Here is a 15,209-nt window from a genome sequence, read left to right as displayed (position 1 = left end):
CCCGCGGCCGGCGGAGGGGGCCGCATGAGTAGCCGTGCGTCCCGGGCGCGCAGCCGTCTCGCCGTCCGGTACTTCGACGACCGGATCCTGCTGACCGACTCGGCGGCGTGGGCCTACTTCCGGCTGCCGACCGTGAGCTACGAGTTCATCACGCCCGAGGAGCGGGAGGCGCTGGCGACCAACGTCACGATCGCGCTCGCCGCGATCAGGATGCCGGACGCCGAGGTGCACCTGCGGGTGGCGCACCGCACCTATCCCGCGGCCGAGTGGGCGATGGCGCTCAACGCCACCTCCGACGAGGGCGCGGGCTGGCGCGACTACCTGGAGGAGATGTACCGGCACGTCTGGGCCAAGGACTTCTGGAGCAAGGAGGTCTACCTGGGCGTACGGCTCGGCCCGCGCGGCGCGCAGCTGGGCACCGGGGTGCTCGCCCAGCTCTTCGGTTTCTACCAGCGCAGCGAGAAGGCCCTCGGCATCGACGACGACCAGATCCCCAAGAGCGACATCGCCAAGTGGACCGACCAGGCCGAACGGCTCGGCAGGGCGCTGGGGGCCAGCGCCCTGTACGCCCGGCACGCCACCTCCACCGAGATCGCCTGGCTCTTCCAGCATGCCGCGACCGGCTCCCTCGGCGACCCGCCGGCCTCGGCCAGCCCGAAGCGGCGCTGGGGCAAGGGGGAGATCGAGTCGCTGGTCGAGGGGCAGATCCACAACGGCAGGTCGCTGCTGCGGATCGAGCAGCCGTACGGCGACTCCTACGTCGCCCACCTGTCGTTCGCCCGCTTCCCCGACCTGATGCCGTTCCCCGACGGCGAGCCGTGGATGCACTTCGCCGACCAGCTGCCCTTCCCCGTCGAGATCAGCTCCCGGATGCGGCTGATCTCCCCGGTCAAGGCGAGCAAGGACGTGGCGCGCAAGCTGGCCCACGCCCGTGACATGGACATCCACATCCGGGAGGCGGGAGCGGAGGCGCCGCTGGCGCTGGCCGAGCAGATCGACGCCGCCCGGATGCTGGAGCACGGCATCACCAAGGAACGCCTGCCGTTCGTGTACGGCTGGCACCGGCTGATCGTCTCCGCGCCGACCGAGGAGATCTGCGTGCAGCGGGTCGAGGCGGTCGTGGAGCACTACCGCGACATGGGCATCGACATCGTCAACTCCACCGGTGACCAGTTCTCCCTGTTCTGCGAGGCGCTGCCCGGCGAGCGGGTGCGGGTCAACGCCTACGCCCAGCGGCAGCCGCTGCGCACCATCGCGGGCGGCATGGCCACGGCCACCGTGGACCTCGGCGACAGGGTGGACGAGGCGAACGCCGGATGGATGGGACCGTACGTGGGGGAGACCCTGGGCCGGGCCCGCAGCATCGTGCACTTCGACCCGCTGGTGGCGGCGGCGCGCAACCGGCCGACCGCGATCGCGATCACCGGGGAGCCGGGCGGCGGGAAGACGACGCTGGCGCTGCTGATGATCTACCAGATGGCGCTGCGCGGGGTCACGATCGCGGTGATCGACCCCAAGGGCGACGCCGACTCGCTGGTCGAGCTCCTGAAGCAGCGGGGCAGGAAGGCGCGGATCATCCCGCTCGGCTCGGCCGCGCCCGGGCTGCTCGACCCGTTCTCGTTCGGCGACGACCTCGCGGCCAAGAAGACGATGGCCACCGAGACCTTGCGGCTGCTGCTCCCGCGCATGTCGGAGGAGCGCGAGTCCGCGATGATCCAGGCGGTCGCGGCGGTCTCCAACGGCGACGACCCCTCGCTCGGCAAGGTCGTCGACTATCTGGAGCAGGCCGAGGACGCCGCCTCCAAGAACCTGGGGGCCGTGCTCCGCTCGATGTCGGAGATGCACCTGGCCAGGCTCTGTTTCGACCCCTCCGGGGGTGACCAGATCGACACCGCGGGCTGGACCACGGTCTTCACCCTCGGCGGGCTGACCCTGCCGGACGCCTCCACCGGCCGCGACGACTACTCCTACGAGCAGCGCCTGTCGGTGGCGCTGCTCTACCTGGTCGCCCAGTTCGCCCGGGGGCTGATGAACGGCCTGGACCGGCGGACGCCCAAGGCGATCTTCCTGGACGAGGCGTGGGCGATCACCTCCACGCAGGAGGGCGCCAAGCTGGTGCCCGAGGTGAGCAGGATGGGCCGCTCGCGCAACACCGCGCTCGTCCTGGTCTCGCAGAACGCCGGCGACCTGCTGAACGAGCAGGTCACCAACTGCCTGTCGTCGGTGTTCGCCTTCCGCTCCACCGAGCGGGTCGAGGTGGAGAACGTGATGGCGCTCCTCGGCGTCGACCCCTCCGAGGAGCACAAGGCGGTGCTGCGCTCGCTGGGCAACGGCGAGTGCGTCTTCCGCGATCTGGACGGGCGCGCGGGCCGCATCGGGGTGGACCTCATCTCGGGTGAGCTGCTGCGCTGGCTCGACACCAATCCCACCCACGACAAACCCATCGAGAACGTGCATGATCTTTCCGGGGGCGGCAGAGTCGGCAGGCCGGGGGCTTCGGCGCTGGAGGTGCGGTCATGAAGGGCTCTGACGAGGAGCTGGGGCGTTCCCGCGGAGGCACGCCCGCCGGCGGCCGGGCAGGCCGGCGAACCGGCGGCCGGCGGCTGCGCAGGCGGATCATCGTCGCGCTCGTGGCGTTCACGGCGTTCACGGCACTGCCGCTGGTGTTCCCGGCGGGCGGCTCCATCGCCGCGGCGGCCCCCTGCGACCTCTCGCCCGACCTCGCCCCCGAGATCGTCGGCGGCGGAGTGGACGGCCTGGTGAAACCGCCGCCTCCGGAGGGCGCGGCGGCGCAGGCCCCGGCCGCGCAGCCGGGGACCCAGACGAATTACGCCACCTACGGCATGAGCGGCCTGTTCTGGCACACCCACGAGCTCGGCTGCGACGACGTGACCGCGGTGCTGGGCAACGCCTGGGCCAACACGGTCTTCTCCTGGGCCAAGGCCCTGGACCGGCTGACCATCACGACCTACCAGGCGGCGGCCACCGAGGGCCCGCTGGAGTCGATCAAGAACGTCGCCGACGACATCGTCAAGCGGCTCTCCGAGGCGATGTACTGGCCGTACCTGCGGCCGATCGTGATCCTCGCGGCCATCTGGCTGGCGTGGTACGGGCTGATCCGCAAGCGCGCGACCACGACCGCCGAGGGCGTCATCTGGATGGTCCTCGCGGTCACCGTCGCGGTCTGGTTCTTCAGCCGTCCGGGCGACCTGACCGGCCTGGGCAAGGTCGTCACCGACAAGACGGGCGAGGTCGTCAACTCGGCCTTCTCGGGCCTGCCCGGGGCGGGCGGGGCGTCGTGCCTGCCCGCCAAGGGGGAGGCCAGCCCGCAGGCGATGCCGGGCGGCTACGGCCGCGACGGCGTCCCGGCCGTGGAGCAGAACGCCGACGCGCTCTGGTCCACCCTGGTCTGCAAGCCGTGGCTGATGGGCCAGTTCGGCACCGCCGACTCCGAGGCCCCCATCGTGAAGACCTTCGGCGCCAAGATGCTGGACATCCAGGCTCTCGACGCGACCGAGCAGCGGGCCGCCCAGACCCCCAGCAGCAGCGCCCACCAGGCCCGCTACGAAGAGGAGATCGCCAAGTACCTGGAGACCAACCCGGTCTACTTCCTCTTCCAGGGCAAGGACTGGACCAGCAGGCTGGGCGTCGCGATCGGCGCGCTCATGGCCGCGATGGTCGCCGGACTGCTGATCTTCCTGGTGGCGGTCTCACTGCTGGTGCTCAAGGTCGGCTTCCTGCTGCTGCTGATCCTCGCCCCGGTCTTCCTGCTGATCGGCGTGCATCCGGGCTCGGGCCGGATCATCGCGATGCGCTGGGTGGAGATGCTGGTCGGCACGCTGCTCCGGCAGGCGGTGCTCGCCCTCGTGCTGGGCGTGCTGGTGTACGGCTACGCGTTGATCATCTCCACCGCCATGCCGTGGGGCATGCAGGTCATGTTCATGGCGCTGCTGACGATCGCGGTGTTCTTCTACCGGCGGCCGTTCCAGCACCTGTTCGCCTCCATGGACGGCCACACGTTCACCACCCGGATGCTCGGCGAGGCGGCCAGCGCGCCCACCCTGCAGCGTACGGCGGGCATCCTGCCGCCGGTCGCGGCGGCCAGGGTCGGCCGCTGGGGCATGCGCAAGGCGGAGCCCGTCCTGCAGGCGGCAGCGCTCGCCGGGGGCGCGTCCGCCGGCGCGGCGGCCGCCGTCGCCCAGGGCAAGGTCCGGGGCGAGGAGGGCGGCGCGGCGGGCACGCCCTCGGGAACCCGGGTCCCGGTGGCAGCGCAGCCCGCGCCGCTGGACACCGACGCCCAGGCGGGCGGGCGGCGCAAGGGCGTGGGCCGTCCGGTGACCGCTCCGCGCACCGGCGCGGCGCCGCCGCTCAATCTCTCCGGAGGCCGTACGGCGGGCGGGGTGCCTCCCGCGCGGACCGGCGGGTCCGCCTCGCGCGGCGGAAGCGGCGGCTGGTTCGGCGGCAGGTCCGGTGGAGGCTGGGCCTCCCAGGGCGGTTCGGGTTCGGGCGGCGCGGCACGCCCCGCTTCCTCCTCCGGAGGTTCCCGGGCGTCCTCGGGATCGGGCGGGAGCATCTTCGGCGGCGGTTCCGGCGGCTCGCGCGGCGGGAGCGCCCCGCGGAGCTCGTCGAGTTCGGGTGGGAGCATCTTCGGCGGCTCGCGCGGTTCGGGCGGTTCCGGCGGTTCCCGGAGCTCGTCGGGGTCGGGTGGGAGCATCTTCGGCGGCTCGCGCGGTTCGGGCGGCTCCCGCGGCGGCGATTCCCGCGGGGCGGGCCGCCCGTCCGAGGCGCCTCCGCTCTGGCTGTCGGGCCGGTCCGACCGGGGCCGGCGGGCCGATGAGGCCCCGGCGCCGTTCTGGCTCCGCCCGTCCGGTCCGGACAAGGACTGACGATGGCCGACAACGGTGGGCGCCGGGGAGCCGTCTTCGCGGTTCTCGTCGGGCTGCTCGCGGCGGTCGGGATCTATCTGACCATGTCGGGACCCGAGGGCGGCGAGGACATCAGGTCCGATCCAGCGGGCGCCAGCCGTACCGTGCCGGGATCGCCCGCGCAGACGGTCGCGGAGCCGTCGCGCCCGGCGGCGACGGCGAGCGACGCGCCCTTCGACGTCTACTCCTACCTGCCGATGACCAAGCAGGAGCTGGCCGCCGCCGCCGACTACGCCGAGCGGTTCACCGCCGAGTACGGGACCTACCGCCACGACGAGGACCCGGTGGCCTACGGGGAGCGGCTGCGCGGCTACGCCACCGCGGAGTTCGCCGACGCGCTGGTGCGGGCCCGCACGTCACCGGGGTTCGTGGAGGCCAACCGCGCCGACGAGGTGGTCTCCAGCGGCTCGGCGACGGTGAAGGAGATCCGGCAGGTCCAGGACTCCTCGGTGGTGTTCGTGGTCGTCGCCACCGAGCGGATCACGGCCAAGAGCGGGCCGAAGGACCGCACCGACGAGTACGCCGTCACGCTCATCCCGGTCGGCTCCGACTGGCGGGTACACGACCTCCAGCCGGCCGCCGACGGCCAGGAGGGGGACGACCGGCTCACGGAGACCGGCGGATGAACGGCGACAGGAGGATCCGGATCCCGCTGGTCATCGCGGTCGCCGGGCTCTGCCTGCTGACCCTGATCATGGCGCCGATGATGATGGTGAGCACCTTCCCCTCCTTCATCGGGGGCGGCGGCCTCCCCGACTGCGAGGAGCCCGCGGAGCAGGCGGACGACCAGTCCGACACGGCGGCCTCCGACATCCCCGAGGAGTACCTCGAGCTCTACCGCGAGCACGGCGAGAAGATCGGCGTGCAGTGGAACGTGCTCGCAGGGGTCGGCAAGCGGGAGACCGACCACGGACGTTCCACGCTCCCGGGCGTGCAGAGCGGGACCAACCACGCAGGGGCCGCGGGGCCGATGCAGTTCCTGATCAGCACCTGGGGCGGCGCGGCGAAGATCAAGATTCCGTCGGAGTTCAACGGCTACGCCTCCGACGGCGACGGCGACGGCTGGGCCGACGTCTACAACCCGGCCGATGCCATCCTGGGCGCGGCGAAGATGCTCAAGCGCAACGGGGCGCCGGAGAACGTGCGGCGTGCGTTGTTCGTCTACAACCGGGCCTGGTGGTACGTGGACCAGGTCATGGAGATCGCCGCGAAGTACGCCAGGAGCGGCGAGGTCGGCGTCCCGCCGGAGGCGGAGCCCGCCTGCGACCCGTCACTGGTCGCGGCGGCGCCCAACGACGTGGTGGCCCGGATCCTGGACTACGCGCTGGCCCAGCGCGGCAAGCCGTACCTGTGGGGCGGCACCGGGCCGGACGCGTTCGACTGCTCGGGGATCATCTACATGGCCTACCGGAGCGTCGGCCTGAGCATCCCGCGCACCACCTTCGGCCAGTGGCCGTTCGGGGTGAAGATCACCCCTGGTGAGGAGCAGGCCGGGGACCTGGTCTTCTTCAATTCCGGTCCCGGCACCGGTCCCGACCGGCCGGGGCACGTGGGCATGGTGGTCGCGCCGGGCAAGATGATCGAGGCCAGGTGCCGTCTGTGCGGTCCGATCAAGGTCACGACCTACCGGGACCGTGAGGCGATCATGGGCTTCACCCGGCCCCTGCAGAACCCCTCCGTCCTGGCCCAGCTCAAACTGAAGGAGCAGGGCTGAGCGACGCGCCCATGAGACAGAATCAGGGCTCATGAAGAGAGTCGTCGTGGGGGCCGCGATCGTCGACCGGGAGGGCAGGCTGCTGGCCGCGCAGCGTGCCGAGCCGCCCGAACTGGCCGGAGGCTGGGAGTTTCCGGGAGGAAAGGTCGATCCGGGAGAGGACGACCACGCGGCACTGGTCCGGGAGTGCCAGGAGGAGCTCGGCGTCCTGATCGAGGTGGGGGAGCAGGTCGGCGGCGACTGGCCCCTGAGCGGGGGCTACGTGCTCCGGGTCTGGCTGGCGGCGATCGTGCGGGGGGAACCGGAGGCCAAGGAACATCTCGACCTGCGCTGGCTCGCGATGGACGAACTGGACGACGTGACCTGGCTCCCGGCGGACCTGCCGATCGTGTACGCCGTGCGAGACCGGCTCGGCGAGGATTGAAAGGTAGCTCATCGTGACATAACAGCTACTGGGTGTGCTCGTGTCGTACGCCTGAATCGGGGGATCGGAGACGTGCGGTGATCAGGATGACCGGATGGCTGAGGTGCGCCGTGCTCGCATCGGCCGTGGGGGCCGGGGCGCTCGTTCCGGGGGACATGCCGGCGGCGAACGCGTCCGGCCCCGGTGTGCTCGCCGCATCCGGCCTCCCGGGCGCCGAGGGCCTTCCCGCATGGCTCCGCGTGCGGATGAGGGTCGAACCCTGGCCGGGGCCGCCGGAGCAGGGATGGCCCGAGCAGGGAGAGGGGCACGCGGAGTCGGGGGAGCCGGTGACCGGCGCCTCGCCGACCCCCTGGCCCGTCCCCTCTCCCGGCCTGTCCGGCTCCGAGCCGCCCTCCCCGGCGGAACTCGGCGGTCCGGTCTCGGTCTCCCACATCCTCGGATGCCTCTACGCCCTGGCGCAGGGCGGTGCGGACGCCGTCCCGCCCGTCCCCCCGGTCACGCCGGTGCCACCCGTGCCGCCGGTGCCACCCCTCCCGCCCAAGCCGCCCCACAAGCCGGGCCCGCCTCCGGGCAAGCCGGGCAGGCCGCCGGCGAAGCCCGCGCCCCCGGAGAAGCCGGAGCCGCCCACGCTCTCCTCCGGGGCGGAGACCTGGTCGTTCCCTTCGGACCTGGCCGGACTGCTGGAGGCGTGCGAGCACACGGCCCCGCCGTCCCCTTCCGCCGGTGAGCCGTCGGCCGCACCGAAGCAGGAGCGACCGGCGAAGAAGGCACGCAAGAAGGGGCCGAGATGGCGGGGGGAGATAAGGCAGGATCGGGTGAAGAAGGAGAAGAACGGGCGCGGCCGTTCCCGCCCGGAGGAGTCCCGGGGGGACGCGCTCACAGGCCCCCGTGACGGCGGGAGCAGCGGGATCGGGAACGGGTCCGGTGAGGGCGGCCCGAGGGCCGCCGGAGGTCCGCAGATCCTGGACCGCGGGGCGATCGAGGGCCTTCAGGGCAACCCGGCGACCGTCGCGCCGACGCTCGCGCCAGGCGCCGTGCCGCCGTTCGCTCTCGCCCCCGCGCCGGTCTACGTCATCCCGACGGCCGCCGCGGGCCAGGCACCCGGATCCTGGAACGCCCCCCAGATCCAGTTGCCGCCGGCGGCGCCCACTCCGCTGCCCACTCCGGTGGCCGCGCCCGTCTTCCCCGAGCCGGCGCAGCCCTCGGCCGCCCCGCTGCCCCGGGACACCGGCGCCCCGGTTCTGGAGACTCCGGAACGGGAGGTGGAGACCGTGGGCCAGTCAAGTCCGGTCCTGACAGGAATGCAGGGCCTACCGGCTGCCGGGATCGCGATCGGAGGGCTACTCTGTCTGCTGTGGCTGCAGGCGCGGATCCAGCGGAGGCGCGCGTCGCGATCCGTATGGTAAAAGGTGCTTTACTGTTACTTTTACCCCGCTAGGATTTTCTCGACCTGAGTCGCGCGGGGAGTGCACGGAGGCACCGGTGACGAGATCTCGCCGTACGGCAGCCATCTCGGCCGTGCTCGTGTCCCTGGGACTGTCGGGTGTGGTCACCCTCGCCGCCGCGTCGCTCACCGGCTCCCGGCCCGCCGACGCGGCCACGCGTGCCGTCGCCGCCGATCCGTCCATGATCCCGGGGTGCGAGGTCGACCCCTCGGCCGAGTGCACCGAGCCCACGCCGATCGTCACGGTCACGATCACCCACACCCCGGGTGAGCCGGCGCCCCAGCCCACGACCACGTCGACGGGCCAGGTGACGGTGACCGCGACGGTCACCGTCCCTCCGAAGACGACCGCTCCCGCGACGACCCAGGCCCCGCCGCCGACCACCGCGCCGCCGGTCCAGACGCCGACCTCCGCGCCCGTCGTCGTCCCGCCGCCGGTGACCCCGACGACCACCGACCCCGAGGTGGTGTTCCCCACCACCGAGCAGACGCCGACCAGCCTCCCGACCGCCTCTCCCGAGCCGAGCACCAGCACGTTCGTCGAGCCCGATCCCGCGACGGCTCCCTACGTGATCCGCAACGCGAACTCGGACTACAACACGACCGCGCTGAGCCGGCAGCTCGGGGTCCTGGCGCTGATCCTGGTGCTGCTCGTGGTCTTCGCCATCCTCATCTTCGAGGGCAGGCTGCGCCGTCTGGCCCACGCCGCCGCCGTCCGCCGGGCGGGTCCCCGCTCCGCCGACCCCTCCGGCTACCCGGCGGGTCCGGGGTACGTCTCCACGCCCGGCTTCCCGCACGCGGCCTACCAGGGCGGCGCGGCGTACGCCCCGATCATCAGCTTCGTCCCGATGCAGATGTATCCCCCGGTCTACCCGGAGAGCTACGTCACCGAGCAGTATCCCCAGCCGCACGAGCAGCCCACGGCCTACGCCCCGCCCCCCGGGCCTTTCGACCACCCCCACCCCCAGGACGCTCCTCCGGCCTTCGACCAGTACCCTCCGGGTGCCCCGACGGCCTTCCACGACCAGCCGCCGATGCCGTACGGCGGCACGCAGGGCCACCCCGGCGACCTGCACGGAGCTCCGCCTCCCCCTGCTTTCGGCGATTTCCCCGCCGACCCCTTCCCCCGGGATCCGGCGCTCCAGGGGCCGCCTCCCCAGGAGGCCCCCGACCGCTTCCCGGAGGATCCCGGCCTCGCCCAGCCCTCCCCGGGCCTGGCCGTCTCGTCCCCGGCGCTCCACAACCAGCCCCCCTTCGGCCCCGCCCCCCACGGCGGCCCAGAAACCTACGGCGGCCCCGCCCCCCACGGCGGTCCGGAACCCCACGGCGCCTTCGGCCCTCCCGGAGACCTTCCACCTCACGGCGGCTTCGGAGCCCACGGCGGCCCGGGATCTCACAGTGGCCAGGGCCCCCAGGACGGTCCCGGATCGCTCGGCGGATTCGGGGCCCACGGCGGTTTCGGGGCCCACGGCGGCCCGGAACCTCATGGCGGCTTCGGCCCTCCCGGAGACTTCGCACCCTACGGTGGTCCGGGACCCCACGGCGGCTTCGGCCCTCCGGGAGACTCCGGTGGCCCGTACGGCGCTCCGCCTCCCCCGCCGGGGCCTCCGATGAGCCCCACCGGTACGGCGGTCTACCCCCTTCCCGGAGGAGAGGGGGCCGCGGCCCCCGAGCCGGGCGCCGGACCGAAGGACGGGAAGCGCGGGCTCTTCCGCCGCAAGCGCGGCTGACCGCCCTGCGGCGGCCCGCCCTGAGCTCCTTCCCGACAGCGTGGCCGCCAGGCCGCCGCCCCTGAAGCACCGCCCGGCCCCGGACAGCGGAAACGGCCGGCCACACCGGAGTGCGACCGGCCGTCCGGAACCACGGTCCCCGAGCCGTCAGGGCATCACCCCTCAGGCGCGGAAGCGGGGCGTCACCCCTTCGACCCGGACCCGGAACGCTTGAAGATCTTGCTGCCCAGCCAGACCAGCGGGTCGTACTTGCGGTCGACGACGCGCTCCTTCATGGGAATCAGCGCGTTGTCGGTGATCTTGATGTGCTCCGGGCAGACCTCGGTGCAGCACTTGGTGATGTTGCAGTAACCGAGCCCGTGCTCCTCCTGCGCGGCGTCCTTGCGGTCGGCCACGTCGTAGGGGTGCATGTCCAGCTCGGCGATCCGCATCAGGAAGCGCGGTCCGGCGAAGTTGGTCTTGTTCTCCTCGTGGTCGCGGATCACGTGGCAGACGTTGTTGCACATGAAGCACTCGATGCACTTGCGGAACTCCTGGCTCCGCTCGACGTCGATCTGCTGCATGCGGTATTCGCCCGGCTTCACGCTCGCCGGAGGCGTGAACGACGGGATCTCCCGGGCCTTCTGGTAGTTGAACGACACGTCGGTGACCAGGTCCTTGATCACCGGGAACGTCCGCATGGGTGTCACGGTGATCGTCTCGTCCTCCGTGAAGGTGGACATCCGGGTCATGCAGCCCAGCCGAGGCTTGCCGTTGATCTCCATCGAGCACGACCCGCACTTGCCCGCCTTGCAGTTCCACCGTACGGCCAGGTCGGGGGCCTGGGTGGCCTGAAGCCTGTGGATGATGTCGAGGACGACCTCGCCCTCGTTCACCTCGACGGTGAAGTCCTCCAGCTTGCCCTCGCCGCCCTCGCCGCGCCACACGCGGAACTTCGCCTTGTAACCCATGGCTCTACTCCCTCACCAGCGCGTCGAAGTCGGCCAGCTCTTCCTCGGTGATGTACTTCTTCAGCTCGGCCCGGTCGAACAGCTTGATCAGGTCGCCGCGCATGGCGGGCTGGACCTTCTCCTCGACGGTGATCGACGACCCGTCGGGGGAGGCCCCGCAGACCAGGAGCTTGCGCCGCCACTCGGCCGACATGCCGGGGAAGTCGTCGCGGGTGTGGCCGCCCCGGCTCTCCTCGCGCAGCAGGGCCGCGCGGGCCACGCACTCGGAGACCAGCAGCATGTTGCGCAGGTCGAGGGCGAGGTGCCAGCCGGGGTTGTAGATCCGGCCGCCGGCCGCGCCGACGCCCTTGGCGCGCTCCTTGAGCTTCTCCACGGCCTCCAGCGCCTGGCTGACCTCGTCGGCGTTGCGGATGATGCCGACCAGCTCGTTCATCGTGCGCTGCAGCTCCTGGTGGACCTCGTAGGGGTTCTCCCCCGCGCGCTCCAGCGGAGCCAGGGCCTCGGCCTTCGCCGCGGCCACGGAGTCCTCCGAGACCGCGGGCCGGGCCTTCAGCCCGTCCACGTACGCCGCGGCTCCCGCCCCGGCCCGGCGACCGAACACCAGCAGGTCGGACAGCGAGTTGCCGCCGAGCCGGTTGGAGCCGTGCATGCCGCCGGAGACCTCGCCCGCGGCGAACAGGCCGGGTACGGCGGCCGCACCGGTGTCGGCGTCGACCTCGACGCCGCCCATGATGTAGTGGCAGGTCGGGCCGACCTGCATGGGCTCCTTGGTGATGTCGACGTCCGCCAGCTCCTTGAACTGGTGGTGCATCGAGGGCAGCCGCCTGACGATCTCGGCGGCCGGGAGCCGGGTGGAGACGTCCAGGTAGACGCCGCCCTGGGGTGAGCCGCGACCGGCCTTCACCTCGGCGTTGATGGCGCGGGCCACCTCGTCACGCGGGAGCAGCTCCGGAGGGCGGCGGTTGTTGGCCTGGTCGGTGTACCAGCGGTCGCCCTCCTCCTCGGTCGTGGCGTACTTGTCCTTGAACACGTCCGGGATGTAGTCGAACATGAAGCGCTTGCCCTCGGAGTTGCGCAGCACGCCGCCGTCACCGCGGACCGACTCGGTGACGAGGATGCCGCGGACCGACGGCGGCCAGACCATCCCGGTCGGGTGGAACTGGATGAACTCCATGTTGATCAGCTTCGCCCCGGCCAGCAGCGCCAGCGCGTGGCCGTCCCCGGTGTACTCCCAGGAGTTGGAGGTGACCACGTAGGACTTGCCGATGCCGCCGGTGGCCAGCACGACCGCGGGGGCGTCGAACAGGATGAGCCTGCCGTTCTCCCGCCAGTAGCCGAAGGCCCCGGAGACGGCGTCACCGCTCTTGAGCAGACGGGTGATCGTGCACTCCTGGAAGACCTTGATGTACGCCTCGGCGTCGCCGTGCAGCTTCTCGTCCTCCTGCTGGAGCGCGACCACGCGCTGCTGCAGGGTGCGGATCAGCTCCAGGCCGGTGCGGTCACCGACGTGGGCCAGCCGGGGGTACTCGTGCCCGCCGAAGTTGCGCTGGCTGATCTTGCCGTCCTTGGTGCGGTCGAACAGCGCGCCCCACGCCTCCAGCTCCCAGACGCGGTCGGGCGCCTCCTTGGCGTGCAGCTCGGCCATCCGCCAGTTGTTGAGGAACTTGCCCCCGCGCATGGTGTCACGGAAGTGCACCATCCAGTTGTCGTCGCTGTTGACGTTGCCCATGGCCGCGGCGGCACCGCCCTCGGCCATGACGGTGTGCGCCTTGCCGAACAGCGACTTGCAGACGATCGCGGTGCGCTTGCCCTGCTGCCGGGCCTCGATGGCCGCCCGCAGTCCTGCCCCGCCGGCGCCGATGACGACGACGTCGTATTCGTGACGCTCGATTTCCATGTGAGGTTCCACGGGTCCCTTATGCGAACGTGAAGGTGAGGATGCCCTTGGCGACCAGCCGTACGTACAGGTCGGCGCCCATGACCGAGAACATCGAGATCAGCGCCAGCTCCTGGTGCTTGGCGTTGAGCTTGGAGACGAATCCCCACGCGCGGTACCGGACCGGGTGCTTGGAGAAGTGGTTCAGGCGACCGGCCGTGATGTGGCGGCAGGAGTGGCACGACAGCGTGTACAGGTTGATCAGGATCGCGTTGCCGATCAGGACCCAGGTGCCGATGCCGCCCGGCTTCTCGATGAGCGCCTTCACCGCGTCGTAGGCGAGGATCAGGCCGATCACGATCGCCGCGTAGAAGAAGTAGCGGTGGATGTTCTGGAGGATCAGCGGGAAGCGGGACTCACCGGTGTACTTGCTGTGCGGCTCGTTGACGGCGCAGGCCGGGGGCGAGAGCCAGAAACCCCTGTAGTAGGCCTTGCGGTAGTAGTAGCAGGTGAAGCGGAAGCCCGCCGGCAGACCCAGGATGAGCAGGCCCGGCGGCCAGGTGTACCAGTCGCCGAGCGGGGCCCAGCCGAACAGCCGCGCGTCTTCGGGGCAGACCGCCTCCGCGAGGCACGGTGAGGCGAACGGCGCGTGGTACGGCGCCGCGAAGAAGCTGTTATCGAAGATCGCCCACGTGGCGTAGACGAGGAACGCCGTGAAGATGATGAAGGTGACCAGCGGATAGCGCCACCACTGGTCGGTTCGCAGGGTGCGCTCTTTGATCTGCGCGCGCTGCCTTCTGGCCGGGGCCGGACTGTCGGCCGCTGTCTGGGTCATCGGTGACCTCTCCACCTCCCGCGGACCCTGTTCGCCGAAGGGGTCCGGGTCGCTTCAGTCGTGCCGCGCGCCGGGCGAGACCGGAGCCGGCTCACATGCGCGCGCCTATTGGTGGGGGATACGTTACGACGCTGCCCAGCGGTTATGTGAGAAGCATCACTCACATTTTCGTCGACCCGGTGTGATTCCTGTCACGTCGAGGGCGAAAGGTCCCGAAAAGGTCAGATGGAGGTGGGCAGCTTGACCACCGTCACGAAGAAGTCGTCGATCCGCCGGACGACGCTGATGAACTGGTCGAAGTCCACGGGCTTGGAGACGTAGGCGTTGGCGTGCAGGTCATAGCTGCGCAGGATGTCCTCCTCGGCCTCCGAGGTGGTCAGCACGACCACGGGGATCCGGCGCAGGTGGTCGTCGGCCTTGATGTCCTGGAGCACCTCGCGGCCGTCCTTGCGGGGCAGGTTGAGGTCGAGCAGGATCAGATCGGGCGTGGGCACGTCGGCGTACCCGTCCTCCTTGCGGAGGAAGGCCATGGCCTGCTCGCCGTCGTTGACGACGTGCAGCTTGTTCCTGACCTTGTTGAGCTCGAAGGCCTCCCGCGTCAGCAGGACGTCTCCCGGGTCGTCCTCCACGAGGAGGACGTCGATCCAGCGAAGCTCATTCATTCATGTCTCCAGGGAGAAGGGTCCAGCGGAACGTCGTACCGTTCGTATCTGGTCTATCGCTGTGTGCCGCATCATGGCGGCCGAGGCCGGGATTCTCAGTGTCCACCCAGATTCGTCCGCCGTGGTACTCCACGATCTTCTTGCACAGCGCGAGCCCGATCCCGGTCCCGGGATAGACGTCACGGCCGTGCAGGCGCTGGAAGATCAGGAAGATGCGGTCGGTGTACTTGCTCTCGATGCCGATCCCGTTGTCCGAGCAGGAGAACTCCCATACGTCCCCGTCTCTGCGGACCCCGATGTGCACGGCCGGCGCCCGGTCGGAGCGGAACTTCACCGCGTTGCCGATGAGGTTCTGGAAGAGCTGGGTGAGCTGGGCGTGGTTACCGTACACCACAGGCAGCTCGTCGAAGGTCACCGTGACGGCGGCGTCCTCGATCGCCGCGGACAGGTTGGCCAGCGCGTCCCTCAGCGGCAGGGAGGCGTCGAGGGGGGAGCGCTCCCCGCCCATCCTGCCGACCCGGGAGAAATCGAGCAGGTCGCTGATGAGCGACTGCATGCGCTTGGCGCCGTCGACGGAGAAGGCGATGTACTGCTTGGCCCGGTCGTCGAGCTTGTCGCCGTAGCGCTGCTCCAGCATCTGGGTGAAGCT

Annotated in this window: 12 protein-coding genes; 7 read left to right on the top strand and 5 right to left on the bottom strand. The window is 71.0% G+C overall.

Annotated features, from left to right (window positions below):
* Positions 1–24 precede the first annotated feature (24 nt).
* The 7 genes from HS041_RS00060 (at position 25) to HS041_RS00030 (ending at position 10,237) form a co-directional block, all read left to right on the top strand.
* Entirely contained in the window at positions 25–2,520 is a 2,496-nt protein-coding gene (locus HS041_RS00060) for an ATP-binding protein (RefSeq protein WP_196438481.1), read from the top strand.
* Positions 2,517–4,886, top strand: a complete 2,370-nt coding sequence (locus HS041_RS00055; RefSeq protein WP_196438480.1) for a type IV secretion system protein — start codon at positions 2,517–2,519, stop codon at positions 4,884–4,886. The genes HS041_RS00060 and HS041_RS00055 overlap by 4 nt, the downstream gene beginning before the upstream one ends.
* 2 nt (positions 4,887–4,888) lie before the next feature.
* Complete coding sequence (locus HS041_RS00050) at positions 4,889–5,551, top strand: hypothetical protein (protein ID WP_196438479.1); 663 nt, start codon at positions 4,889–4,891, stop codon at positions 5,549–5,551.
* Positions 5,548–6,639, top strand: coding sequence for a C40 family peptidase (locus HS041_RS00045; protein WP_196438478.1), 1,092 nt, complete (start codon positions 5,548–5,550; stop codon positions 6,637–6,639). Before HS041_RS00050 ends, HS041_RS00045 begins: the two co-directional genes overlap by 4 nt.
* A gap of 31 nt (positions 6,640–6,670) precedes the next feature.
* Entirely contained in the window at positions 6,671–7,063 is a 393-nt protein-coding gene (locus HS041_RS00040) for a (deoxy)nucleoside triphosphate pyrophosphohydrolase (RefSeq protein WP_196438477.1), read from the top strand.
* An 86-nt stretch (positions 7,064–7,149) separates the two neighbouring features.
* Positions 7,150–8,469, top strand: a complete 1,320-nt coding sequence (locus tag HS041_RS00035) for a hypothetical protein (protein WP_196438476.1) — start codon at positions 7,150–7,152, stop codon at positions 8,467–8,469.
* A gap of 76 nt (positions 8,470–8,545) precedes the next feature.
* Entirely contained in the window at positions 8,546–10,237 is a 1,692-nt protein-coding gene (locus HS041_RS00030) for a hypothetical protein (protein ID WP_196438475.1), read from the top strand.
* Positions 10,238–10,419: 182 nt separating this feature from the next.
* Here the strand turns inward: HS041_RS00030 and HS041_RS00025 are convergent, their stop codons facing one another.
* From HS041_RS00025 to HS041_RS00005, 5 genes are all read right to left on the bottom strand, one after another.
* The gene (locus HS041_RS00025) at positions 10,420–11,187 is read right to left on the bottom strand and encodes a succinate dehydrogenase/fumarate reductase iron-sulfur subunit (RefSeq protein ID WP_196438474.1); all 768 of its coding nucleotides are present in this window, start codon (positions 11,185–11,187) and stop codon (positions 10,420–10,422) included.
* A gap of 4 nt (positions 11,188–11,191) precedes the next feature.
* Complete coding sequence (locus tag HS041_RS00020; protein WP_196438473.1) at positions 11,192–13,084, bottom strand: fumarate reductase/succinate dehydrogenase flavoprotein subunit; 1,893 nt, start codon at positions 13,082–13,084, stop codon at positions 11,192–11,194.
* Positions 13,085–13,103: 19 nt separating this feature from the next.
* Positions 13,104–13,898: a succinate dehydrogenase subunit SdhC gene (gene sdhC, locus HS041_RS00015; RefSeq protein WP_196438472.1), complete on the bottom strand. Its 795-nt coding sequence runs from the start codon at positions 13,896–13,898 to the stop codon at positions 13,104–13,106.
* A 221-nt stretch (positions 13,899–14,119) separates the two neighbouring features.
* A complete protein-coding gene (locus HS041_RS00010) occupies positions 14,120–14,560 on the bottom strand; it encodes a response regulator (RefSeq protein WP_196438471.1) in 441 nt (146 codons plus the stop codon).
* Positions 14,553–15,209 (bottom strand): sensor histidine kinase (locus HS041_RS00005; protein WP_230878360.1); only part of this gene is annotated, 657 nt, incomplete at its 5' end. The genes HS041_RS00010 and HS041_RS00005, both read right to left, overlap by 8 nt.

Source organism: Planomonospora sp. ID67723, assembly GCF_015711605.1.
Classification (GTDB): Bacteria; Actinomycetota; Actinomycetes; order Streptosporangiales; family Streptosporangiaceae; genus Planomonospora_A.
Note: the sequence above shows the minus strand (reverse complement) of the source record. Positions and strands in the feature narration are given on the sequence as shown.